General features: G+C 65.9%; 23 protein-coding genes and 1 pseudogene. 12 read left to right on the top strand and 12 right to left on the bottom strand.

Translation table 11 applies throughout. The features are described from left to right. The first annotated feature begins 329 nt into the window (after positions 1 to 329). Positions 330 to 698, top strand: a complete 369-nt coding sequence (flaF, locus tag UNPF46_RS36390) for a flagellar biosynthesis regulator FlaF (protein ID WP_008554779.1) — start codon at positions 330 to 332, stop codon at positions 696 to 698. 119 nt (positions 699 to 817) lie between these two features. On the opposite strand, the gene UNPF46_RS36385 is transcribed toward flaF, so the two are convergent. The 4 genes from UNPF46_RS36385 to UNPF46_RS36370 all read right to left on the bottom strand — a co-directional run bounded on the left by UNPF46_RS36385 (position 818) and on the right by UNPF46_RS36370 (position 3341). Then, positions 818 to 1177 carry a hypothetical protein gene (locus UNPF46_RS36385; protein WP_142253239.1) on the bottom strand — a complete coding sequence of 120 codons (360 nt, stop codon included), beginning with the start codon at positions 1175 to 1177 and terminating at the stop codon, positions 818 to 820. 159 nt (positions 1178 to 1336) lie between these two features. Continuing rightward, positions 1337 to 1834 (bottom strand): hypothetical protein, encoded by a 498-nt coding sequence (locus UNPF46_RS36380; RefSeq protein WP_100177547.1) that lies wholly within the window; start codon positions 1832 to 1834, stop codon positions 1337 to 1339. An 11-nt stretch (positions 1835 to 1845) separates the two neighbouring features. Beyond that, the gene (flgJ, locus tag UNPF46_RS36375; RefSeq protein WP_174718961.1) at positions 1846 to 2217 is read right to left on the bottom strand and encodes a flagellar assembly peptidoglycan hydrolase FlgJ; all 372 of its coding nucleotides are present in this window, start codon (positions 2215 to 2217) and stop codon (positions 1846 to 1848) included. Beyond that, the gene (locus tag UNPF46_RS36370; RefSeq protein ID WP_181770274.1) at positions 2217 to 3341 is read right to left on the bottom strand and encodes a flagellar basal body P-ring protein FlgI; all 1125 of its coding nucleotides are present in this window, start codon (positions 3339 to 3341) and stop codon (positions 2217 to 2219) included. The genes flgJ and UNPF46_RS36370 overlap by 1 nt, the downstream gene beginning before the upstream one ends. 283 nt (positions 3342 to 3624) lie before the next feature. Between UNPF46_RS36370 and UNPF46_RS36365 the strand changes: the two genes are divergently transcribed. Further along, a complete protein-coding gene (locus UNPF46_RS36365; protein WP_142253237.1) occupies positions 3625 to 4038 on the top strand; it encodes a flagellar assembly protein FliX in 414 nt (137 codons plus the stop codon). 201 nt (positions 4039 to 4239) lie between these two features. Here the strand turns inward: UNPF46_RS36365 and UNPF46_RS36360 are convergent, their stop codons facing one another. Then, a complete protein-coding gene (locus tag UNPF46_RS36360) occupies positions 4240 to 4611 on the bottom strand; it encodes a winged helix-turn-helix transcriptional regulator (RefSeq protein WP_100181193.1) in 372 nt (123 codons plus the stop codon). A 150-nt stretch (positions 4612 to 4761) separates the two neighbouring features. On the opposite strand from UNPF46_RS36360, the gene UNPF46_RS36355 reads away from it, so the two are divergent. Further along, complete coding sequence (locus UNPF46_RS36355) at positions 4762 to 5373, top strand: NAD(P)-dependent oxidoreductase (RefSeq protein ID WP_142253236.1); 612 nt, start codon at positions 4762 to 4764, stop codon at positions 5371 to 5373. Positions 5374 to 5588: 215 nt separating this feature from the next. Continuing rightward, positions 5589 to 5954 carry an RNA polymerase-binding protein DksA gene (dksA, locus tag UNPF46_RS36350; protein WP_100177542.1) on the top strand — a complete coding sequence of 122 codons (366 nt, stop codon included), beginning with the start codon at positions 5589 to 5591 and terminating at the stop codon, positions 5952 to 5954. 282 nt (positions 5955 to 6236) lie between these two features. Here the strand turns inward: dksA and UNPF46_RS36345 are convergent, their stop codons facing one another. Next, a complete protein-coding gene (locus UNPF46_RS36345; RefSeq protein ID WP_181770273.1) occupies positions 6237 to 6635 on the bottom strand; it encodes a winged helix-turn-helix transcriptional regulator in 399 nt (132 codons plus the stop codon). Positions 6636 to 6728: 93 nt separating this feature from the next. Between UNPF46_RS36345 and UNPF46_RS36340 the strand changes: the two genes are divergently transcribed. The 3 genes from UNPF46_RS36340 (at position 6729) to UNPF46_RS36330 (ending at position 9189) form a co-directional block, all read left to right on the top strand. Further along, positions 6729 to 7757 (top strand): SDR family oxidoreductase, encoded by a 1029-nt coding sequence (locus tag UNPF46_RS36340; protein WP_142253235.1) that lies wholly within the window; start codon positions 6729 to 6731, stop codon positions 7755 to 7757. Between the two features lie 84 nt (positions 7758 to 7841). Further along, a complete protein-coding gene (locus UNPF46_RS36335) occupies positions 7842 to 8621 on the top strand; it encodes a 2-keto-4-pentenoate hydratase (protein WP_100177540.1) in 780 nt (259 codons plus the stop codon). 241 nt (positions 8622 to 8862) lie between these two features. Further along, positions 8863 to 9189: a helix-turn-helix domain-containing transcriptional regulator gene (locus UNPF46_RS36330; RefSeq protein WP_100177539.1), complete on the top strand. Its 327-nt coding sequence runs from the start codon at positions 8863 to 8865 to the stop codon at positions 9187 to 9189. 272 nt (positions 9190 to 9461) lie between these two features. Here UNPF46_RS36330 and flgH read toward each other — a convergent pair whose 3' ends face one another. Genes flgH through flgF form a run of 4 tightly spaced genes read right to left on the bottom strand, consistent with a single transcriptional unit; the run spans position 9462 to position 12946 of the window. Next, a complete protein-coding gene (gene flgH, locus UNPF46_RS36325; protein ID WP_097658010.1) occupies positions 9462 to 10226 on the bottom strand; it encodes a flagellar basal body L-ring protein FlgH in 765 nt (254 codons plus the stop codon). Between the two features lie 9 nt (positions 10227 to 10235). Beyond that, positions 10236 to 11369: a flagellar basal body P-ring formation chaperone FlgA gene (gene flgA / locus UNPF46_RS36320; protein WP_181770272.1), complete on the bottom strand. Its 1134-nt coding sequence runs from the start codon at positions 11367 to 11369 to the stop codon at positions 10236 to 10238. Between the two features lie 10 nt (positions 11370 to 11379). Then, complete coding sequence (flgG, locus tag UNPF46_RS36315) at positions 11380 to 12168, bottom strand: flagellar basal-body rod protein FlgG (protein ID WP_100177537.1); 789 nt, start codon at positions 12166 to 12168, stop codon at positions 11380 to 11382. A 16-nt stretch (positions 12169 to 12184) separates the two neighbouring features. Beyond that, positions 12185 to 12946 carry a flagellar basal-body rod protein FlgF gene (gene flgF / locus UNPF46_RS36310; RefSeq protein WP_100177536.1) on the bottom strand — a complete coding sequence of 254 codons (762 nt, stop codon included), beginning with the start codon at positions 12944 to 12946 and terminating at the stop codon, positions 12185 to 12187. A gap of 379 nt (positions 12947 to 13325) precedes the next feature. Here flgF and fliL point away from each other — a divergent pair, with 379 nt between their 5' ends. The 5 genes from fliL (at position 13326) to UNPF46_RS36285 (ending at position 20118) form a co-directional block, all read left to right on the top strand. Continuing rightward, the gene (gene fliL / locus UNPF46_RS36305) at positions 13326 to 13826 is read left to right on the top strand and encodes a flagellar basal body-associated protein FliL (RefSeq protein WP_142253233.1); all 501 of its coding nucleotides are present in this window, start codon (positions 13326 to 13328) and stop codon (positions 13824 to 13826) included. Between the two features lie 30 nt (positions 13827 to 13856). After that, complete coding sequence (gene fliM, locus UNPF46_RS36300) at positions 13857 to 15059, top strand: flagellar motor switch protein FliM (RefSeq protein ID WP_018321852.1); 1203 nt, start codon at positions 13857 to 13859, stop codon at positions 15057 to 15059. Continuing rightward, positions 15056 to 15502 (top strand): DUF6468 domain-containing protein, encoded by a 447-nt coding sequence (locus tag UNPF46_RS36295; RefSeq protein ID WP_100177534.1) that lies wholly within the window; start codon positions 15056 to 15058, stop codon positions 15500 to 15502. The genes fliM and UNPF46_RS36295 overlap by 4 nt, the downstream gene beginning before the upstream one ends. A gap of 9 nt (positions 15503 to 15511) precedes the next feature. Continuing rightward, positions 15512 to 16279, top strand: coding sequence for a MotE family protein (locus UNPF46_RS36290; protein WP_142253232.1), 768 nt, complete (start codon positions 15512 to 15514; stop codon positions 16277 to 16279). Between the two features lie 104 nt (positions 16280 to 16383). After that, complete coding sequence (locus tag UNPF46_RS36285) at positions 16384 to 20118, top strand: tetratricopeptide repeat protein (protein ID WP_181770271.1); 3735 nt, start codon at positions 16384 to 16386, stop codon at positions 20116 to 20118. A 183-nt stretch (positions 20119 to 20301) separates the two neighbouring features. Here the strand turns inward: UNPF46_RS36285 and fliP are convergent, their stop codons facing one another. Then, positions 20302 to 21057: a flagellar type III secretion system pore protein FliP gene (fliP, locus tag UNPF46_RS36280; protein ID WP_142253230.1), complete on the bottom strand. Its 756-nt coding sequence runs from the start codon at positions 21055 to 21057 to the stop codon at positions 20302 to 20304. Next, positions 21054 to 21414 (bottom strand): annotated as a pseudogene (locus UNPF46_RS36275) (flagellar biosynthetic protein FliO); the annotation flags it as partial. The gene fliP and the pseudogene UNPF46_RS36275, both read right to left, overlap by 4 nt.

Here is a 21414-nt window from a genome sequence, read left to right as displayed (position 1 = left end):
TCGCAGCAGAGCGTGCTGCAGCTGCTCCGCTAATTTAGAGAGAGCCAAGGTCGCCATTCGAGATTTCGCGGCGGGGCTAACGCCCCGCCTTTCTTTTGAGGGAGATCGCTAAGACAAGATTAGCTGAGATCGGCGCGCATCACGGCAAGCGAGTTTACATCGTGCGTGCGTGGATCTAGCGTTGCGCTGACGAAGAGCTCCGTGACCCGTAATTATCCGGAGTGCTTCCAAGCACAACACGTAAGCAAATCTTAAGCGGTGCTGCCTAGGGTCGGGAAAGAAATCCTTAAGCGCGTACAACGCGCTAGGTAACCTCCAGGGTGTGATTGATGTCGAATTCCGCTGCCTCGGCTTATGCGCGTGTTGCAACGACCACCGCATCTCCTCGCGACATCGAGGCGCAGACCCTGCTGAAGGCCGCGAACAAGCTCCAGGATGCGGTGAACAACGCCGATCCGCTCAGCGAGCAGACCATGCAGGCCCTGATGTTCAACCGCAAGCTCTGGACCATCTTCCTGAGCGAGGCGATGCGCGACAACAATCCGCAGCCGATCGACGTCCGGCAGAAGATCGCCAACATCAGCGTGTTCGTGCTGAGCCAGACCGCCGCGCTGCAGATGAGCCCGCAGTTCGATCACTTCCGTCCGCTGATCGAGATCAACCGCAACATCGCTGCCGGTCTGTCCGGGCGGCCGTGACGGCGACTCGTGTGATCGCTGCATCACGAGCATCCCAGACCAATTGTCCTTCGGAAATGCGAATGTCGCGCTGACCGGTGCCGGTCAGACGCGGAGCGTCGCCATCGATCGCGTGATCGTCAGGCGCTGACGTCCGTGCTGAGCGGGCGCGAAGGCTCGGACTTCATGTCCAGGGCATGGAAATAGGCCCGCCGGCGCAGCATCGCTTCGTCAGGGAACTGGTTGACCACCGCTTCGGTCTTGTCGTTGACGACCTGGAAGACCATGGATGCCGACGCCTGGTCGAACACGACCTGGCGCGAGATGTTCTCGTGGCTCGGCAGATCGTTGCGCACAGGCGCGCTCGTATCCGCCGCGGCGACCGTCTGGCTCACCGGAAGATCAGTCTGCACAGCCTCGTTCGCCGCCGCGTTTGACGTCGCTGCGATCTGCACGGGGGCCGGGATCCCCACCGGCCTGATGCTGAAATCTGTACTCATGGCAGCCTCCTGGTTGCCTCACGTGAGTCAAATCCCAACCCCTCTCAATACGCAACCATGGAACACCAGGACTGAAGACCTGGTAAGGAAACGTGCCTAACCGCGCGACGATATCGCCGCGCGGTTTTTCGTAAAATTGTTGCTTGTTTTCGCGTGCGCTCAGAGCGAGCGGCTGACCGCGAGCGGCGTGATGTGGCGCGGACCTGGAGCCGCGCGGCGCCCCGCGGCCGTATAGGTGTTCGGCACGTTGCGCTTCTGGATCTCGGCATTGACGCCGCGCACGACGCTTTCGGAGACCGCGTGTGCGGTCGCGAGCACGGTGAGATTGACCTGGAGCATCGCGCGGAACGCGTCGTGGTGGCGGTGCAGCGTCGAGAGCAGCTCCGGCGCGGACTTCGCGAGCTGAGGCTGGTTGGCCTTCAACTGGCTGACGGCAGCGACGTAGTTGCGCGACAGCTCCTGCTTCTTGCTCTCGAACGTCATCGCCTCGCGGACCTTGCCGGCGCGAACGAGCTCGGTCTCGCGCTCGATCAGTCCGAGCAGCGCGTTCATCGCATCCATCAGGTCTTCGGCGAGCTTGCGCGCCTCGGTGCTGCCAGGCGCAGTGGCCGGGCGCTGGGCCTGCATCGGCTGACGTGAGGCGTTGAACTGGTTCATCTCGTTGGACCTTATGCCGTACGAAGAGTGGTTTTCGCCTGCTGGATGATCAGGGTACGATAGACGTCACGGGCCACGCCGACGCCGCCGGCATTGGCGAAGTTCTTGGAATATTGCTCGGTCAGCATCGAACGCCACACGCCGGTGCCCGGCGTGTCGCCGAACGGGCCTTCGCCCTTCAGGCCCGAGGTCATCTGCGAGAACATGCTGTTGAGGAACATCGCCTCGAAATCGGTGGCTGTCTTCTGCGCCTTGGCCTGCTGTTGCGGCGAGACCTTTTGCAGCGCGGCCGCGAGGTCGAAATCGGGCCGGCCGTTGCGGCTCTCGACCGAGAAGGCCGAGGAGTTGGAGAGGCGCGGGGTGTTGATCGCGTTGGTCTGCATCACATCACCTCGATGTCGGCTTCGATCGCGCCGGCGGCCTTGATCGCCTGGAGGATGCTGATCATGTCGCGCGGGCCGATGCCGAGGCCGTTGAGGCCGTCGACGAGCTGCTGGAGCGAGACACCGTCCTTGACGACGGCCAGCTTCTTGCCGTCCTCGGTGACGGTGACGCTGCTGCGCGGCGCAACCACGGTGCGGCCGCGCGACAGCGGATTGGGCTGGCTCACCTGCGGGCTCTCGGAAATCGTGACCGTGAGGTTGCCCTGCGCGACCGCGACGGTGGCGACGCGGACGTCGCGGCCCATCACGATGATGCCGCTGCGTTCGTCGATGATGATCTTGGCGGCGAGATCCGGGTCGACCTGGAGCTGCTCGATCTCGGTGAGAAAGGCGACGACGTTGCCCTTGAACTCCGGAGGGACCGACAGCTGCACCGTGGAGGGATCGATCGGCTCGGCGGTCTTGACGCCGAGATAGTCGTTGATGGCCGCCGCGATCCGCTTGGCGGTGGTGAAGTCGGCATTGCGCAGCGCCAGGCGAACGTTCGGCAGGCGGTTGAGCGCGAACTCGATCTCGCGCTCGATGATGGCGCCGTTGGCGATGCGTCCGACGGTCGGAACGCCGCGCACGATCTTGGCCGCTTCGCCCTCGGCCTGGAAGCCGGAGATCGCGAGCGAGCCCTGCGCCACGGCGTAGACATTGCCGTCGGCGCCTAACAGGGGGGTGACGAGCAGGGTGCCGCCCTGGAGGTTCTTGGCATCGCCGAGCGCGGACACCGTGACGTCCATGCGTGTGCCCTGGGTGGCGAAGGCCGGCAGATTGCCGGTCACCATCACGGCGGCGACGTTGCCGGTGCGGATGGTGGCGCCGCGGATGTTGACGCCCATGCGCTCGAGCATCGCCTGCAGCGACTGCTTGGTGAAGGGGATGTTGTTGAGCGTGTCGCCGGTACCGTTGAGGCCGACGACGAGGCCGTAGCCGATGAGCTGGTTCTGCCGCACGCCTTCGATGTTGGCGAGGTCCTTGATGCGCGAGGTCGCGCTTGCGGACGCGACCGACAGCACCAGCGCTGACAGCGCCGCGCAGGCCACCCCGACAATCCTCACCCAACGAACGCTTGGCATCCTCTGCTCCCCAAGGATCCTCAAAAGGCTCCTCAAATCTCGGACCAATCTCAACACTCCCATGTCGAGCTGGTCCGGCGCTGTCCTTGCGAGGGCTGTGCCAACCCGGGGTGACAGGGGTAGGTCGCTGAATAGGTTGAATAAATCTGTTTCGACTGGCGTCAGCCGGCGTTCGCCCTGAGGAGCGAAACTGCCGCCTATCGGCAGATTTTGCCGGGCTGTTTACGCCCCGTTAACCATAAGACAGCGAAGGTGACGGCATCGATCACCCGGATTCTTTCCGATGCGCATCTACGGACCGAACGGCACCACGCTTGGAACGCCGGCCAGCCAGGCCAGGCGAACCGGCTCCGGCACCTTCGTGCTGCCCGACACGTCGTCGGCGCAGGAGACACGGAGCGCTGCGGCGCCGAAGGCCGCCGCCAACATCGACGGGCTGCTTGCCCTGCAAGGCGTCGAAGAGGATCCGATCGAGCGGCGCAAGCGCTCGGTCGCTCGCGGCAGGACTGCGCTCGACGTGCTCGACGATCTCAAGATGGGTCTGTTGTCCGGCAATCTCGACAAGTCGACCGTGTTGCGGCTGCGGGACGCTGCGGCGAACCTGAAATCGTCCTCGGGCGATCCGGGTCTCGATGCGGTGCTCTCCGAGATCGAACTGCGCGTCGAGGTCGAACTCGCCAAGGCCGGGCAGGGGTAGCTGCTAAATCCGTCACCCTGAGGCGCTTTTCATGCGGCGCATGCGCCGTATGAAAAGCCTCGAAGGGCGACGAGCCCGGCCTGCTTCATCCTGGCCGTACATCCTTCGAGGCTCCCGGCGCGATGCTTTGCATCGCACCACTCGCACCTCAGGATGACGGGACTCCCAGACGGACTCCCATAAGCCTGTCTTCGCAGCGGCCTACGCCGCTTCCTCCTTCTGCTGCGCGTCGTAGCGGCGCTGGGCGGCGAGAACGTCTTTCAGATTCTGCTCGGCCCAATCGCGTAAGGGATCGACCGCGCCGGCGAGCGTCAGTCCGAGCTGCGTGATCGAATACTCCACCGTCACGGGCACGGTCGCGATGGCATGGCGTCTGATCAGGCCGTCACGTTCGAGCGATTTGAGAACCTGGCTCAGCATCTTCTGAGAAATGCCTTCGATCGTACGGCGCAACTGATTGAAACGCATCGGCTGCTCGCGCAGCAGCAACAGGATCAGCACAGCCCATTTGTCGCCGACGCGGTCGAGGATCTGGCGGGTGGGGCAGTTCGCTGCATAGACGTCGGGTTTCATGGTCGAGCCTCGGACTCCATTTTCGTCGCTTGCGATGCGCATGGGGGTTACCCTTGTGTAATCAGGTAAGCACAAAGTGCTCTCTTAACACCAGCATTCTTTGCGATATCTGGTTTCTGATAGTTACCTAAGAAGCAAAGGAAGCCTTCCATGAAAATCGCAGTTGCCGGCGCCTCGGGCCGGGCGGGGTCGGAGATCACCAAGGAACTGGCCCGCCGCGGCCACGCGGTCACCGCCATCGCCCGGAACCCGGAGAAGATCGCGGTCCTGCCGAACGTCACGCCGACCAAGGGCGACGTGCTCGACCAGGCCGGCCTTGCCAAGCTGTGGTCCGGCCACGACGTCGCCGTGAGTTCCGTGCACTTCCTGGCCAGTGACGCCCGCAAGCTGATCGATGCGGCGAAGGACGCCAAGGTTGGCCGTTACCTCGTCGTCGGCGGCGCCGGCAGCCTCGAGGTCGCGCCGGGCGTGAAGCTGGTCACGACTCCCAATTTTCCGGCCCAGTACAAGGCGGAAGCCGAGGCGGGCTCTGCCTTCCTCGACCTGTTGAGGCACGAGAAGGAGCTGAACTGGACCTTCATTTCGCCGTCCGCGCTGTTCGTCGAGGGGGAACGCACCGGCAAGTTCCGCCTCGGGACCGATCAGCTTCTCGCAGATGCGAACGGCAAGAGCTGGATCACCTTCGCCGACTACGCCATTGCGCTCGCCGATGAGATCGAACGCCCCGCCCATCCGAGGCAGCGCTTCACGGTCGGCTACTAGGCCTTCGGCCGCCCCCGATCCCTTCCGGATAAACCTTCCTGTGCAAGGGCTTGGGGGCGCCAGCCGGACGGTGAGGGAAATATTGTCTGTCACAGGAGGCCACTATATAAGGCCCGGTTCAACGGACCCTGTTTCCGTTGCGAGTCGTTGCTTAGACAGATAGGCCTCCCTTGGAAAAGTTGAAAAACTACCGACCGACCGAAAAAGAGCCTTTCATGAACGACCGGCAGAAGGAGTACTTCCGTTTGAAGCTCCTCGCCTGGAAGGATGAGATCCTCAAAGAGTCCAAGCTCACCCTGCAAGCCCTGCAGGAGGAGAACGTGAACCACCCCGATATTGCCGATCGGGCATCGTCCGAAACCGACCGCGCCATCGAACTCCGCGCCCGCGACCGCCAGCGCAAGTTGATCGCCAAGATCGACGCCGCGCTCCAGCGCATCGAGGACAACACCTACGGCTATTGCGAGGACACCGGCGAGCCGATCTCTCTGAAGCGGCTCGAAGCCCGGCCCATCGCGACGCTCTCGGTGGAAGCGCAGGAGCGCCACGAGAAACGCGAGAAGGTCTATCGCGACGAATAAAGCCCGAGCCGCAGCGATGCGGCTCTTTGTTTTTGGACGCAAGGCGCCGTTTCGCGCCGCGATCAGCATTTTGCCTGTCGCCTGCCGCCGCGTGTCCCAACGCGCGAGCGCGAGCGCCAAAAGTGAATCATGATCAATGGGCTAGACTCGATTCCTCCGAGCTCACGTGAGTTCGGATGAGAAACAGCCTTCACTTCAGGTGCGGGAGATTTTGCGAGTCGCATCAACGAGATCGGCTCGGATGCTGAGAGACCGATCCAGCAGCTTCATACATCGCTGCAATCAGGCCTGCTGCGACGCCACGAGGCGCGCATCCCCATAAAGCCTGGACCAGCTCAATATTTCCTTAAACGCCGGTAGCAGGCCGTAGGCCGCATCCGTCAGCTCGTATTCGACCTGCAACGGCCTCGAAGCCACGACGGTGCGCGACACCAGCCCGTCCTGCTCGAGCTCGCGCAATTGCGTGGTCAGCATGTGCTGGGTGATGCCGCCGATCGAGCGTCGCAACGCGCCGAAACGTACCGCGCCGTTCATCAGCGCGAACAGGATCTCCAGCTTCCACTTGCCGCCGAGGGCATGGATGGCCCGCTTGAAGTCGGCGAGCAGGGCAGGGTCGGGGCTGCAATCGCAGTCGACGTCGCAGGCACTGGTCAGGTTTTCCATACCGGTCTCGAAATCCATTCTACTTGCTCCCCGGAAGATAGTGACCAGATGCCGCCTTGAGCAGGGTGGCGGAACCAATTCGCCGGCCCGTGCAAAGAGGGGAATTTGGCAATGAGCACTGTTCTGGTCACCGGCGGGTCGGGCTTCGTCGGCATCCATGTCGTCCTGCAACTTCTGGCCGCCGGCCACACGGTGCGGACGACGGTGCGCCGGCCGGAGCGGCAGGCCGACGTGCTGGCCATGCTGCGCGAGGGCGGGGCGGCTTCGCCCGAGCGCCTGTCCTTCTTCACCGCCGACCTCGTCCGGGGTGAGGGGTGGCGTGAGGCCGTCGCGGGCTGCGACTACGTGCTCCACGTCGCCTCGCCGCTCTCCACCAGTGTTCCCAAGGACGAGAACGAGATGATCATCCCGGCCCGGGACGGCACGCTCCGGGTGCTGCGTGCCGCGCGCGAGGCCGGCGTCAGGCGCGTCGTGATCACCTCGTCGCTGGGTGCGATCGGCTATGGCCACAAGCCGCGTGAAAAACCGTTCGACGAGACCGACTGGACCAACCTCGGCGGTGCCGACGTGCAGCCCTATATCAAGTCCAAGACGCTGGCCGAGCGGGCGGCCTGGGATTTCGTCGCGGGCGAGGGCGGCGGGCTGGAGCTGTCGGTGGTCAATCCCGCCGGCATTTTCGGTCCCGTGCTGGGGCCGGACTTCTCCGGCTCGATCGAGATCGTCAAATCGCTGCTCGACGGCGCCATGCCGGCGGTGCCGCGCGTCTATTTCGGCGTGGTCGATGTGCGCGACGTTGCCGACCTGCATCTGCGGGCGATGACCGCACCGGAAGCCAGGGGCGAGCGCTTCATCGCCGTCTCCGGCGAAGCGCTGTCGATCCTCGACATCGCCAGGGTGCTGCGGCGGGAACTGGGCCCGCGGGCGCGCCGGGTTCCGCGATTGCAGGCCCCGGACTGGCTGGTGAGGCTCGCCGCACATCGGATTCCGCTGCTGCGCGCCGTGGTGCCGATGCTCGGCAAGGTCAGGCATTCCACCAGCGCCAAGGCGCGATCGCTGCTGGGCTGGGAGGCGCGCTCCAATGATGAAGCGATCCTGGCGACGGCCGAGAGCCTGATCCGGCTTGGCCTGGTCAAGGCGTGAGGTCACGCGCCGCCCGCGCTTGTCAGGCCGGGGCGGGGATGCTCCACTGCCGCGCATGATCGCGTAGCGTGGGAGGCGGCGCCGATGGACAAAATTCTCGAGGCCGCAAAGGCGATCGCGCTGGCGCGGCGCAACCATGCGCCGCTTGCCGCGCTCGAGGTTCCCCCGGCCGACGAGGCCGAAGGGTACCAAGTCCAGCGTGCGCTGCACGATCTGCTGCTGCCGCATGTCGGTCCGCTGGTCGGCTACAAGATCGGCTGCACCAGCCAGGTGATGCAGGAGTACATCGGCATTCCGCACCCCTGCGGCGGCGGCGTGTTCCAGAAGGGCGTGCACGAGAGCGGCGCGAAGCTCGCCACCTCCAAATATGTCCGCGTCGGTGTCGAATGCGAGATCGCGGTGCGGCTGAAGCGGGACCTCGCCGCCGGCGAGGCGCCGTTCACGGCCGAGTGGGTTGGTGAGGCGGTCGAGTCCTACCATCCCGCCATCGAGATCGTCGACGACCGCTACGTGAAGTGGGAGACGATGGGCGCGCCGACGCTGATCGCGGACGATTTCTTCGCCGCCGGCTGCGTGCTGGGACCGTCCGTGCCGCGCTCGTCGGTGCCGGATCTGAAGGCGATCAAGGGCCGCGCGATTCTCAACGGCGAGGAGGTCAGCCACGGCACCGGCGCCGACGTGCTCGGTCATCCCCACAACGCGCTCGCCTGGCTCGCCAATCATCTCGCCGCGGACGGCAAGGGACTGCATGCGGGGCAGCTCGTTCTCACCGGCAGCCTGGTCAAGACGCTGTGGCTGAAGGCCGGCGACAAGGTGCGGATGGAGCTGGACGGGCTCGGCGTGGTGGAGGCGGAGTTTACGTGATCCATGCGCGGTCTCGTGCCCCGGACGCAGCGCAGCGCTCCCCTGGCGATGCGAAGCATCGTCCAGCGAGCGGTGCGCTGCAGAGCCGGGGCCCATGCTGGACCGTGGGGTGTGGCTTTCTGGGTCCCGGCTCTGCGCCGCACCGCTGACGCGCACAAGCAGAGCCAGCAGGCTGATATCAGCGTCGCGCTTCGCCGGTGGCGCGATTACAAGGCGCGCAAGCGCAATGAGGGATAGGCGGATGCCGTTGACCCACAGTTTTCAAGAGACCATTCGCGCGCGGGCCCAGCGCGATCCCGCCTTTCGCGAGGCGCTGTTTCAGGAGGCAATGCAGGGCTTGCTGCAGGGAGACGTCGACTATGGCCGCACCGCGCTGCGGACCTACATCAATGCCACCATCGGTTTCGAGCGCTTGAGCGAAGTGCTGGACCGCCCGCCGAAAAGCCTGATGCGGATGTTCGGACCGCGCGGCAATCCAACGGCTGAGAACCTGATGGCGGTAATCCACGCGCTGCAGACGGAGACGGGCGTGCATCTGGAGATCCGCGCCGTGGCCAGCGCGGCGTGAGGAGCAGGCGCTCTCTCCGCCGGCATTGAGGAGCTTCGCGGCCAAGCAATCCAGAGTTGTTTCGCGAGGAATTCTGGATTGCTTCGCTTCGCTCGCAATGACGGAGCTTGCGGCAGCTGCGTTGCTGCAATTGCGCGGCCCTCACTCGCTGCATGAGCCGACCATCGCCCAAAATACATGCGGCCCTCGCCAGGGGAGCTAGCGAGGGCCGCGTCGTACATCGTCGTTCGCGCCTAGGTTCGCGAACACGATGTGGGAGCTCTTGAAGAGGCTTAGAAGGGCAGCAGCACGTCCATGACTTGCTGGCCGTAGCGCGGCTGTTGCACGTCCATGATCTGGCCGCGGCCGCCATAGGCGATGCGGGCCTGTGCGATCTTGGTGGAATCGATGGTGTTGTCGCTCTGGATGTCTTCGGGGCGGACGATGCCGGCGACCACGAGCTCGCGGATCTCGTAGTTGACGCGGATCTCCTGCTTGCCCTCGACCACGAGGTTGCCGTTCGGCAGCACCTGGGTGACGACGGCGGCGACGTTGGTCTGCAAGGCTTCGGTGCGGTTGACCGAGCCCTTGCCGTCGCTGGAGGCGGAGGAGTCGGCCGTGAGGATGCGGCCGGGCAGCACCTTCTGCGCCTGCGCGCCGAGGGTCTTGGCGCCGATGAAGTCGGTGATGCCGGAATCTTCCGAATTGGTGCGGCTGCGCTGGGTCTCGTTGGCGATGTTGGCCTTGTCCGTGATGTTCACGGTCACGGTCAGGAGGTCGCCGACCTGGCGGGCGCGCTGGTCCTTGAAGAAGGCACGGCTGCCGTTGCGCCACAGCGAGTTCGGATTGTAGGAGGCGACTTCCGGCTTCGGCATCGGCATCTGCACCGGCTTGTAGCCGGGCTGCGTCGTCGGATTGTCGATCGCCGACAGCTTCGGTTGCTCGCCGATCTGCGACAGGCGGTCGATCGATGAGCAGCCGCCCAGCGCGCTAGCTGCCAGCAGAAGCGCGGAGATCGCGATGCGACGAAGACGGTAAGCCGAACTGAAAGCGGACATGACGAACTCTTACTTGGCTTGAGCTTGCGAGACGCGAGCTTGCGGGATCTGGGCTTCTGCGATCTGGGCCGGCGAGGCGGGGGCCTGCACCAGGCTGCGGAGGAGAGCTGCGGTGTCGACGGGGGCGGGCGCCTCGTCGCGCTTGAGCGAGGAGGTCTGCTCGACCGCGGGCGGCATCGGTGCGGACTGGCTCGCGCCCTGGATCGTCACCTGGCCGCGGCCGGTGACGACGCCGGTCAGCGTGCGCTTGGATTGCAGATTGAGCACGCTGACGGTGTCGCCCTCGGCGCCGCTCTCGATCGCCTTGCCGCGCGTGGTGAGGTAGAGGCCGGGCGCCTGGAAGATGACGGTCACGGCCTGGTCGCGCACGACGAAGTCGGGCTTGACGATGTCGGCGGCACGAAGCGGCGTGCCCGCCCGCATCGGCCGGCGCAGCTGCATGCCGACGCTGCGCTCGCGCGAGGCGGGCTCGCCGGTGACCTCGGCCTTGGGCCGGCGCTCCAGTGCGACGTCGGAGGCCTTCAGCAGATCGGCACGGTCGATGTCGCGCGTCAGCACGGCCACTTCCACGGTCTCGATCGCGGTGCCGGTGAAGCGCAGCTTGGTCGGCGCCGGATTGTTGTCGTTGTTGATCTCGAAGCCGATGTCGAAACGGCCGCTGCGGGCGTCATAGCGGGTTGCCACCGCCTGGAGCGCGCCGGTGTTGGAGGCGTCCAGCCGCATGTCGGCGACGCCGCGGTCGAAGGTGACGGTGATGTTGGCGGCATCGCCAAGGCCGAAGCGGCGCTCGAGCGCCGAGGCCACCGCGTTTTCGAGGTCCTTGTTGGCGAGGGTGCGGGCGAGGCGGGTGACCTGGACTTCCCTGATGTCGCCGGTCATCACGCCGATCACCTGCTTTGCGCGCAACACCGACAGGACTTGCGCGACCGGCAGCGCGCCGGTGGTGCCGAGATCGGGCGAGCGGTAGACCGGGATCAGCGCGGCCGAGCCGGCATTGTCGATGAGATCGCCGACCCGCACCACGTCCGAGGTCACGGTGACGCTCGCGCGCAGCGTCGGCGCCGCGATGACGTCGTCGGCGGCCTGCGCCGGCAGCGCCAGCAGCAGGAGAGCGGAGATCGTGGCGAGGGTGGTGCGGATCATCGTCATTACCTCAGCGGAACAGCGCCGTGGTCGATTGCATCATCTGGTCGGCGGCGCTGATCACCTTGGCGTTCATCTCGTAGGCGCGCTGGGCGGCGATCAGGTCGCTCATCTCCGAGACGACGTCGACATTGGCCTGCTCGAGGCTGCCCTGGGTGATCTTGCCGTAGCCCTCGGAGTTCGCGGTGCCGTCCTGCGGCGGGCCGGACGAGGGGGTCTCGGTGAACTGGTTGCTGCCGACCGGCTGCAGGCCCGCCTTGTTGATGAAGCGGGTCACGCCGATCTGGCCGACGATCGAGGAGGTCGACGAGCCCGGCAGCGTCACCGAGACCTGGCCCTGCTCGCTCACGGTGATGCCGGAGGCGTTGTTCGGAATCGTGATCGTCGGCTGCACCGGGTTGCCCTGGGCGGTGACGACGCGGCCCTGATTGTCCATCTGGAAGGTGCCGTCGCGGGTGTACTGATAGGTGCCGTCGGGCATCAGGATCTTGAAGAAGCCTTCGCCGGACATCGCAAGGTCGAGATCGTTGCCGGTCTGCGACAGGGTGCCCTGCGTCATGCTGCGCGGCGTGCCGACGGTCTTGACGCCGCCGCCGATGTCGACGCCGACGGGCAGGATGGTGCCCTGGTCCGAGGCCTGCGCGCCGACGCGGCGCACGTGCTCGTAGATCAGGTCCTGGAACGCCGCCGTCTGCTTCTTGAAGCCGGTGGTGCGGAGGTTCGCGATGTTGTTGGAGATCACCTGAACGTTGAGTTCCTGTGCCGCCATTCCGGTCGCTGCGGTGTGAAGCGCCTGCATGTCAGTTCTCTCCTAATCAGGCCGGAACGTCGGCGAGCTTCTCGATCGCCGATTTGTGGAGGTCGCTCTGCTGCTGGAGCAGATTGGCGATGGCGGTGTAGCTGCGCATGACCTCGACCATGCGAGTCATCTCGCCGACCGAATTCACGTTCGACTTCTCGATATAGCCCTGCTGCACGGTGGACTTGGTGTCGGCCTGCTGGGTCGCGGAGCCGGCGCTGTAGAGGTTGGCGCCGAGCTTGGTCAGCTTGGTCGGATCGTCGAACGAGGCCATGCGGATCTTGCCGCGGATCGAGTCGGTCTTGGCGGTGCCTTCGAGCACCGTGATGGTGCCGTCGGGCGCGACGTTGATGTCGTGGTCGGTCGGCTGGAAGGTGATCGGGCCGCCGGTGCCGAGCACCAGATTGCCGTCCGAGGTGACGAGCTGGCCGGTCGAGTTGAGCGAGAATTTGCCGTCGCGGGTGAAGAGCTCGCCGCCATTGGCCTGCACCGCGAAATAGGCGTTGCCGCTGATCGCCATGTCGAGCGGATTTTTGGTCGGCTCCATCGGCCCCTGGCCGATGTCGCGGTAGGTGCCGCGGTCCTGCACATAGGAGACCCGGCGGTCCGCGCCGATGAAATTGTCCTCACGCGCGTTCGAGTTGAGGTACTCCTCGAACAGCGAATGATCGGCCTTGAAGCCGTTGGTGTTGGCATTGGCGACGTTGTTGGCGATGACATCCATCTGCCGCTCCAACGTCATCTGCCGTGACAAGCCGATCAGAAGCGCGTTCTGCATCGGATGATCTCCCCTGAGTGGGACCTGCCATTTCGCTCTCCCAAGCGCCTTGGCGGACCCCGTGAACGAGACTGTCGGGTTCTCCCAAACCGTTCGGTCTCGGCCCTCTCTCAGCGAAAGCCGTGCCAACCTGAAAAAACTAGATATTTCAATGGATTGTCGATTTCTTGAGGGGACGGGAGGGCGGCAGAAAGGTTCTGTTAGCCATGTTTGCCCGGCAGATTTTTCCTAGCTGAGGCCCAATCGAAAGATTCCGTTAACCATTATTACCGTAGCGTTTGCCATGAAGAGGAGCGCATTGCGCCGGGGCATTTGTATCGCGTCACTGTCTTGAGGCTTCGCTCTTTCGACCCCTTTGAGAGATCCGGGCGCGGCGACCATGGCAGAGAATGAAGCAGAAGGCGGCGCAGCCGCCGAGGGCGCGGAAGCCGCTCCGCCGAAGAACAAGCTGAAGCTCATCATCATGGCCATCGGCCTGCTCGCCGTCCTCGGCGGTGGTGCTGCGACCTGGTTCTTCTTCTTCCGTCACGGCGACGACGAGCACCATGCCGAGGTCGCGCCGCCGCCGAAGCCGCCGGCCTTCGTCGACGTCCCCGACATGATGGTCAACCTCGCCGGCGCGCCGGGCGAGCGCGTGCAATATCTGCGGCTGAAGATCGTGCTGGAGCTGAAGGAAGAGAAGCAGGTCGAGGCGATCAAGCCGACGATGCCGCGCGTCACCGACATCTTCCAGACCTATGTGCGCGAGCTGCGCCCCTCCGACCTCAACGGTTCCGCCGGCATCTTCCGCCTCAAGGAGGAGCTGACCAAGCGCGTCAACGCGGCGGTCGCCCCGATCCAGGTCAGCGCGGTGCTGTTCAAGGAAGTCGTGATCCAGTGAAGACGCTGCGGAAGGGCACGGGCTAGCGTCATGGCCGGCAACGAGCAAATGGACCAGGATGCGATTGCCGCCCAATGGGAGGCGTCGCTCGATTCCGAGGATCCTGCGGAGGCCGCCAAGGCCGCTGCCGAAAACGAACTATCCGAGACCATGGCGCTGCAATGGGCGGCCATGGTCGAGGACGGCAGCCGCGATCTCGGCAGCGGCAAGAATTCCGGCGAGCGGGTGCTGTCGCAGGAGGAGATCGACAATCTCCTCGGCTTCACCGTCGGCGACGTCACGCTGGACGACCATTCCGGCATCCGCGCGATCATCGATTCGGCGATGGTCTCCTACGAGCGTCTGCCGATGCTCGAAATCGTCTTCGACCGCCTGGTGCGGCTGATGACGACGTCCTTGCGCAATTTCACCTCCGACAACGTCGAAGTCTCGCTCGACCGCATCACCTCGGTGCGTTTCGGCGACTACATGAACTCGATCCCGCTGCCTGCCGTCCTCACCGTCTTCAAGGCCGAGGAGTGGGAAAACTTCGGCATGGCGACGGTCGATTCCAACCTGATCTATTCGATGATCGACGTGCTGCTCGGCGGCCGCCGCGGCACCAGCCAGCTCCGCATCGAGGGCCGGCCCTACACCACGATCGAGACCGAGCTGGTCAAGCGGCTGGTCGAGGTGGTGCTGGCCGATGCCGAGCAGGCGTTCCGGCCGCTGTCGCCGGTCACCTTCACGATCGACCGGCTCGAGACCAATCCGCGTTTCGCCGCGATCAGCCGTCCCGCCAATGCCGCGATCCTGGTGCGCCTGCGCATCGACATGGAAGACCGCGGCGGCAACATCGAACTCCTGCTGCCTTATGCGACCATCGAGCCGATCCGGGGCGTCCTGCTCCAGATGTTCATGGGCGAAAAGTTCGGCCGCGATCCGGTCTGGGAAGGCCATTTCGCCACCGAAATCGTGCAGGCCGAGATCGCCGTCGATGCCGTGCTCTACGAGGCCGACATCCCGCTCAAGCAGCTGATGCGGCTCAAGGTCGGCGACACGCTGCCGCTGGACATGCGCGCGGATGCCAACGTCACCGTGCGCTGCGGCGACGTCACGCTGACCGAGGGGCGGATGGGCCGGGTCGGCGACCGCGTCGCGATCCGCGTGACGAAACCCTTGCGCAAGCCAAGTACGACACTTGCGATGTTCGAGAAGGTGGACGAGCAGAACAAGATGATGGAGGCCCCATGAACCACTCCCTGGGAATGGCGATCGAGACGCTGGTGGCTATCCTGCTGATGCTGACCATCGTCTACTGCGTCATGCTCAACAAGCGCCTGACGCGGCTGAAGGCGGACGAGCATTCGCTGAAGGCGGTGATCGGCGAGCTGATCACCGCAACCGAGATCGCGGAACGTGCGATCGGCGGGCTGAAGCTCGCCGTGCGCGACGTCAACGAGAATCTCGGCAGCCAGCTCGCCGCGGCGACGCAGATGTCGGACCAGCTCTACAAGCAGCTCGGCGAAGCCGACAACGTGGTGCGGCGCCTGTCCAAGATCGCGATCGCCGCGCGCCCCGTCACCAATCCGGAGACAGTTTCCGCGACGGCGCCGAAGCCGTCGACGGCAAAGGCGGTCGCGGCGGCGGCCGAAGCCTTCTCCGAGCGCCGACGATCCAACGGCCTTGCCGCGTGAAGTGAGGATATGAAATCCTTCCGTAACATCCGCGTCATTCCGGTCGTCCTGGTGGCCGTCGCCGGCCTCGCCACGCTGAAGGTGGCGGGCCTCGTGATCAATGGCGGCTATGTCTTCGACTACAAGCCGAACCAGACCAAGAAATCCTGGGCGCAGGAGAATCTGAACTTCCCGACCGGCCGCGAGGAACCGGAGATCATCACCGGCTCGACCCACGGCGCGCCGAAGGAGGCGCCGAAGCCGGCCGCGCCCGAGAGCAAGCCCGAGGGCGGCACACCCGTCAAGATCGAGGAAGGCCAGCCGCAGGTCTCGGCCTCCGAGCGCGCGATCCTCGAGCGGTTGCAGGCGCGCCGCCAGGAGATCGAGGCGCGCCAGCGCGAGATCGACATTCGCGAAAGCCTGCTCAAATCGGCCGAGAAGCGCATCGAAGGCAAGGTCGAGGAGATGAAGGCGGTGGAAACCCGCATCTCCGCGACGCAGGCCGAGCAGAAGGCCGCCGAAGCCCAGCGCATGAAGGGCCTTGTGACCATGTACGAGGGCATGAAGCCCAAGGACGCCGCACGGGTGTTCGACCGGCTCGAAATGGGCGTGCTGATCGAGATCGCCTCGGCGATCGCGCCGCGAAAGATGTCGGACATCATGGGGCTGATGTCGCCGGAAGCCGCCGAGAAGCTGACCGTCGAGATGGCCCGCCGTGCCAATGGCGGCAGCGATCAGTCGGCCTCGGCCGGCGATCTGCCCAAGATCGACGGCAAGCCGACGCAAAAGCCGAATTGAGGGCTCATACTTAAGAAGTCCTTAATTGGCAAAACCTTAAAGTCGAGGGCAGGGGCCGGTACCAGTGCCGGCGTAGAGCCGTCGAAACGGAAGACATGCCGCCAATGGCGCTAGAGGCTGCCGATGGATTGTGGTCGCGAGCCCGCGCTCTGGCGCCGGGGCTGTCGCGTCATGTCCGCAGCGTAGGCGCGCTGGCGGTCTGCCTGCTGATCGGCCTCGGTGCACCTGGCCGGGCGGCTGATCCCGTCAGGGGCGAGGCGACTTTTTCGGCCGGCGGCGGCTTTGCCCGCCTCGTCATCAAGCTCGGCGAGGACGTTCCCTCCGAGGTGACGACCGCGGGCTCCATCCTCATCATCCGCTTCGACCGGCCCGTCGACGTGCCCGTCGACCGCGTGCCGGAAGGCGCGCCCGATTACGTCAACTCCGCGCGCCGCGATCCCGACGGCACCGCCATCCGCCTGTCGCTGGCGCGGCGCGTCACCGTCAACACCATGAACGCGGGCGAGCGCACCTTCGTCGACCTCCTGCCCGAGGGCTGGAAGGGGCCGGCGCCGAGCCTGCCCATGGACGTCGTCAAGGAGCTCGCCGAGCGCGCGCGCATCGCCGAGCGCGCGCTGCGCGCCCAGCGCGCCGCGGCCGAGAGCAAGAAGCGTCCGCAGATCCGCGTGCGTGCCTCGGTGCAGCCGACCTTCGTGCGCTTCGTGTTCGAGATGCCCGACGGCGTCGGCGTGTCCTCGGTGCTGAACGAGCAGAAGCTCACGCTCGCCTTCAACGCCAACCTCAATTTCGATCTGGCGGACGCGGTCGTCGCCGCGCCGCCCAACGTCGCCTCGATCAAACAGAAGGCCGACATCGACCAGACCAATGTCGAGATCGCGCTGATCGGCGACTCCGACGTGCATTCGTTCCGCGACGAGAAGAACTATGTCGTCGATGTCTCCTTCCAGCCCGACCGGGGCAAGGCCGCCGCGACGCCCGAGGCGGCGATCGCGCAGATGAAGCCCGGAGGTCACGGACCGGCGCCGGCGCCCGAGAAGCCCGCGGCCGAGAAGCCGAAGGACGCCCATCGCGAGATCGTGCCGCCGACGTCCGAGACGATCGCGCGCGAGGCCAAGATCGAGGTGAAGCCCGACGCCAAGCCGGAGGCGCCCGCCGCGATGCCGACCACTGAGGCGCCGAAGCCGGCCCCGGCCCCCGCAGCTGAGGCCGCACACGCTGCGGAAGCTCCCAAGGAGGCTCCCAAGGACGTCGCGAAGGAAGCTGCGAAGCCGGCGCCTCCCGCTGTCGAAGCCGCGGCTGCGCCGTCCAGGCCCGCCGAGGAGGCCGCGAAGGAGCCGGTCAAGGAAGCTCCTAAAGAAGCTGCCAAGGAAGCCACCAAGCCTGCGCCGCAGCCGACCATCGCCAGCGTCGATGCGCGCCGCGACAGCGACGGCTTGCGCGTGACGTTCCCGATCCAGGTTACGACGCCCGCGGCGGCGTTCCGCCGCGGCGATACGGTGTGGCTGGTGTTCGATACGCCGAAGCCGATCGACCTCGAGGCGATCCGCACCAGGGGCGGCGCGATGATCGGCGAGGTCGGCCGCATCCCGCTCGACAAGGGCCAGGCGGTGCGCATCCGTCTCACCCGCCCGCTGGTCTACTCGCTGGCGAGCGAGGAGGTCGGCAAGGAAACCAACTGGCTGCTCACGCTGGCCGACAAGATCCAGACGACGCCGCTGCCGCTGATGATGTCGCGCAACATCACCGACCCCGCGCTCGCCAACATCGCGATCCCCTTCGCCAATCCGGGCCAGCTGCACAAGCTCACCGATCCCGATGCCGGCGACACGCTCTATGTCGTCACCGCGCAGCGGCCGGTGCGCGGCTTCATCAAGCGGCAGGACCTCGTCGATCTCTCGCTGTTGGAATCCGCGCACGGCATCGCGATCCGGCCGAACTCCGACGAGGTCGGCGTCGAGGTCGGCCTGGACAAGGTGATCCTCGGCAAGAAGGGCGGACTGACGCTGTCGCCGGTCGACATCTCGGCCGAGCGGGCGCCGACCGCGGTGCGCCCGGTCTTCAGCCCCGAAGGCTGGCGCAAGGGCCAGTCGGAAAACTTCATGGCGCGTCAGAGTGATCTGATCACGGCCATCTCCAACGTCGAACCGGCACTTCGCTCGCTGCCGCGGCTCGATCTCGCGCAGTTCTACATGTCGCGTGCGATGTATCACGAAGCCAAGGCCGTCACCGAACTGATGTTGAGCGATCCGCTCAACAAGGAGGAGAGCGGCGCGCTGATCATGCATGCGATCGCCAGCATCCTGATCGGCCGGCCGGCGCAGGGCCTGAAGGACCTCGCCAATCCCGTGATCGGCAACAGCCACGATTCCCAGCTCTGGAAGGCGCTCGCCTACGCGCGCCAGGGCAAATGGGCGGACGCGCGCGAGAAATTCAAGAACGTCGAATTCGCCATCGCCTCGCTGCCGCTCGACATCCAGCGCATCGTGACGATGGACGCGATGCGCGCCTCGCTCGAGGTGAAGGACTATGCCGGCGCCTCCAAGCGCCGCAGCGAGCTCGAAGTGGTCGGCATCTCGCCGGAGGCTGCGCCCGGCTTCGCCGTGCTGCGCGGCCGGCTCGCCGAGGCGCTCGGCCACGACAGGGACGCGCTCGACGACTACAAATTGGCGGTCGCCTCGGCCGATCGGCCGGCCGCGGCCGAGGCCAAGCAGCTCGAGGTCGCGCTGCGGCAGAAGCGCGACGAGATCGGCAAGGAAGACGCGCTGCGCGAGCTCGAGACCCTGTCGATGACCTGGCGCGGCGACTCGATCGAGGTCAAGACGCTGCAGATGCTGTCGCGGATGTATGCCGAGAACGGGCGCTACCGCGACGCGCTCACCGCGGCGCGCACCGCGACGAGGCTTCAGCCCAACGCGGAAGCTTCGCGTCAGGCGCAGGATCTCGCCTCCGAGCTGTTCACGCAGATTTTCCTCGGGCCGAAGGGCGACGAGCTGCCGCCGGTCGAGGCGCTCGGGATGTTCTACGAATTCCGCGAGCTGACGCCGATCGGCCGCCGCGGCGACGAGCTGATCCGCCGGCTCGCCGACCGTCTCGCCTCGATCGATCTGCTCGATCAGGCTGCCGAGCTCCTGCAATACCAGGTCGATCACCGCCTCGAGGGCGCCGCGCGTGCCCAGGTCGCCGCGCGCCTTGCCATGATCTATCTCGCCAACCGCAAGCCGGACATGGCGATCTCGGCGCTGCGCGCGAGCCGCATCAGCGATCTCTCCGGCGAGCTCAGGCAGCAGCGCCTGCTGCTGGAAGCGCGCGCGCAGAGCGACGTCGGCCGTCACGACCTCGCGCTCGACATCGTCTCCAACGTCTCCGGCCGCGAGGTGCTTCGCCTGCGCTCCGACATCTTCTGGGCGGCGCGGCGCTGGCGCGAGTCCGCCGAGCAGATCGAGCTCTATTACGGCGAGCGCTTCCGCGACTTCAAGCCGCTCAACACGGTGGAGAAGAGCGACATCATCCGCGCCGCCGTCGGCTATGCGCTGGCCGACGACTCGATCGGCCTGTCGCGCTTCCGCGAGAAATACGCGCCGCTGATGAGCGAGAGCGCCGACCGTCTCGCCTTCGACATCGCCAGCAAGCCGGCCGCGGCCTCCAGCGCCGAATTCGCCGAGATCGCCAAGCTCGCTGCCAGCGTCGACACGCTCGACGGCTTCCTGCGCGAGATGAAGCAGCGCTTCCCCGACGCCTCCGCCCGCGCACCCGCCTCGCCTCAGGCCAAGGACGAAGCCGAGCACACCGGCTCGCTGCCGACGATCCCGGTCGTGCGGCAGATCAAGATGACGCGGTAGGAAACGGCGGCCGCGCCACACTCCGTCATTGCGAGCGCAGCGAAGCAATCCGGAATCCCTCCGCGGAAAGATTCTGGATTGCTTCGTCGCTATAGGGCTCCTCGCAATGACGGGGAGAGGGCGGGGGCTATGGAGTGAGAGCGGCGAGGGGGCGCCTTGCGGTGCGATCTCCGAAGCCCGCCGTCACCCCCCGTAACTCTGCACCAGGCTCCCCGCCACCAGCGACCAGCCGTCGACCAGCACGAAGAAGATCAGCTTGAACGGCAGCGAGATCGTCGCCGGCGGCAGCATCATCATGCCCATCGACATCAGCACCGAGGCGACGACGAGGTCGATGATCAGGAACGGGAGGAACAACAGGAAGCCGATCTCGAAGGCGCGCTTCAGCTCGGAGATCATGAAGGAGGGGACGAGGATGCGCAGCGCGAGGTCGTCGGGGGTGGCCGGCGGCGGTTCGCGCGAGAGATCCAGGAACAGCTTGAGGTCCTTCTCGCGCACGTTCTTCTGCATGAAGCCGCGCAACGGCACGGAGGCGCGCTGCAGCGCGTCCTCGACGCTGATCTGGTTGGCGACGAGCGGGCGGATGCCGTCGTCGTAGGATTTCTGCAGCACCGGTCCCATCACGAAGAAGGTGAGGAACATCGCGAGCGCGATGATCACCGAGTTCGGCGGCGCGGTCGCCGTGCCCATCGCGGTGCGCAGCAGCGACAGCACGACCACGATGCGCGTGAACGAGGTCATCATGATCAGGATCGACGGCGCGATCGACAGCACGGTGAGCAGCGCGATGAGCTGGATCGCGCGCTCGGTGACGCCGCCGCCGGCACCGCCGCCGAGATTGATGCTGATGTCCTGCGCGTGCGCCGGCATCGCGAGCGAAGCCGCGGCGATCAGGACAGAAAGGAAAACAACTCTACGCGGGAGAGACGGCAGCCTCACGAAGACGGCTTCGGACGGCCGAGCAGCGAGGCCATCTCGTCTTCGAGATTTTCAAAGCTGGTCTTTTCCGCGGCCGGCTTCGCCGGCGGGGCTGCCGGCTCGCTGCGTGCCGCCCGCGGGGGCGCGGCAGGCGGCTCCGGCGCGACGGGAGGCGCAACCGTTTCGCCGGCGGGGCGACGCAGCGCGGCCTCCAACCGCTGGGCCATTTCGGCAAGGTTCTGCTCGGCGCTCGAGGGCGCAGCGGCAGGCGCCGGCGGCACGGGCGGAGCCTGCGGCACGGGCGGAGGAGGCGGCGGGGCAGCGGGGCGCTCGGCGCGCATCGGCGGCATCTTCGGCGGCTCGCTCGCGCGCGGCGGG

This window comes from Bradyrhizobium sp. UNPF46, from assembly GCF_006658625.1.
Classification (GTDB): domain Bacteria; phylum Pseudomonadota; class Alphaproteobacteria; order Rhizobiales; family Xanthobacteraceae; genus Bradyrhizobium; species Bradyrhizobium nitroreducens.
Note: the sequence above shows the minus strand (reverse complement) of the source record. Positions and strands in the feature narration are given on the sequence as shown.

Bases quoted from the DNA above. Each gene is read 5' to 3' on its own strand.
- flaF (WP_008554779.1), top strand. From the start codon at position 330: ATGTCGAATTCCGCTGCCTCGGCTTATGCGCGTGTTGCAACGACCACC.
- UNPF46_RS36385 (WP_142253239.1), bottom strand. From the start codon at position 1,177: ATGAGTACAGATTTCAGCATCAGGCCGGTGGGGATCCCGGCCCCCGTG.
- UNPF46_RS36380 (WP_100177547.1), bottom strand. From the start codon at position 1,834: ATGAACCAGTTCAACGCCTCACGTCAGCCGATGCAGGCCCAGCGCCCG.
- flgJ (WP_174718961.1), bottom strand. From the start codon at position 2,217: ATGCAGACCAACGCGATCAACACCCCGCGCCTCTCCAACTCCTCGGCC.
- UNPF46_RS36370 (WP_181770274.1), bottom strand. From the start codon at position 3,341: ATGCCAAGCGTTCGTTGGGTGAGGATTGTCGGGGTGGCCTGCGCGGCG.
- UNPF46_RS36365 (WP_142253237.1), top strand. From the start codon at position 3,625: ATGCGCATCTACGGACCGAACGGCACCACGCTTGGAACGCCGGCCAGC.
- UNPF46_RS36360 (WP_100181193.1), bottom strand. From the start codon at position 4,611: ATGAAACCCGACGTCTATGCAGCGAACTGCCCCACCCGCCAGATCCTC.
- UNPF46_RS36355 (WP_142253236.1), top strand. From the start codon at position 4,762: ATGAAAATCGCAGTTGCCGGCGCCTCGGGCCGGGCGGGGTCGGAGATC.
- dksA (WP_100177542.1), top strand. From the start codon at position 5,589: ATGAACGACCGGCAGAAGGAGTACTTCCGTTTGAAGCTCCTCGCCTGG.
- UNPF46_RS36345 (WP_181770273.1), bottom strand. From the start codon at position 6,635: ATGGATTTCGAGACCGGTATGGAAAACCTGACCAGTGCCTGCGACGTC.
- UNPF46_RS36340 (WP_142253235.1), top strand. From the start codon at position 6,729: ATGAGCACTGTTCTGGTCACCGGCGGGTCGGGCTTCGTCGGCATCCAT.
- UNPF46_RS36335 (WP_100177540.1), top strand. From the start codon at position 7,842: ATGGACAAAATTCTCGAGGCCGCAAAGGCGATCGCGCTGGCGCGGCGC.
- UNPF46_RS36330 (WP_100177539.1), top strand. From the start codon at position 8,863: ATGCCGTTGACCCACAGTTTTCAAGAGACCATTCGCGCGCGGGCCCAG.
- flgH (WP_097658010.1), bottom strand. From the start codon at position 10,226: ATGTCCGCTTTCAGTTCGGCTTACCGTCTTCGTCGCATCGCGATCTCC.
- flgA (WP_181770272.1), bottom strand. From the start codon at position 11,369: ATGATCCGCACCACCCTCGCCACGATCTCCGCTCTCCTGCTGCTGGCG.
- flgG (WP_100177537.1), bottom strand. From the start codon at position 12,168: ATGCAGGCGCTTCACACCGCAGCGACCGGAATGGCGGCACAGGAACTC.
- flgF (WP_100177536.1), bottom strand. From the start codon at position 12,946: ATGCAGAACGCGCTTCTGATCGGCTTGTCACGGCAGATGACGTTGGAG.
- fliL (WP_142253233.1), top strand. From the start codon at position 13,326: ATGGCAGAGAATGAAGCAGAAGGCGGCGCAGCCGCCGAGGGCGCGGAA.
- fliM (WP_018321852.1), top strand. From the start codon at position 13,857: ATGGCCGGCAACGAGCAAATGGACCAGGATGCGATTGCCGCCCAATGG.
- UNPF46_RS36295 (WP_100177534.1), top strand. From the start codon at position 15,056: ATGAACCACTCCCTGGGAATGGCGATCGAGACGCTGGTGGCTATCCTG.
- UNPF46_RS36290 (WP_142253232.1), top strand. From the start codon at position 15,512: ATGAAATCCTTCCGTAACATCCGCGTCATTCCGGTCGTCCTGGTGGCC.
- UNPF46_RS36285 (WP_181770271.1), top strand. From the start codon at position 16,384: ATGGCGCTAGAGGCTGCCGATGGATTGTGGTCGCGAGCCCGCGCTCTG.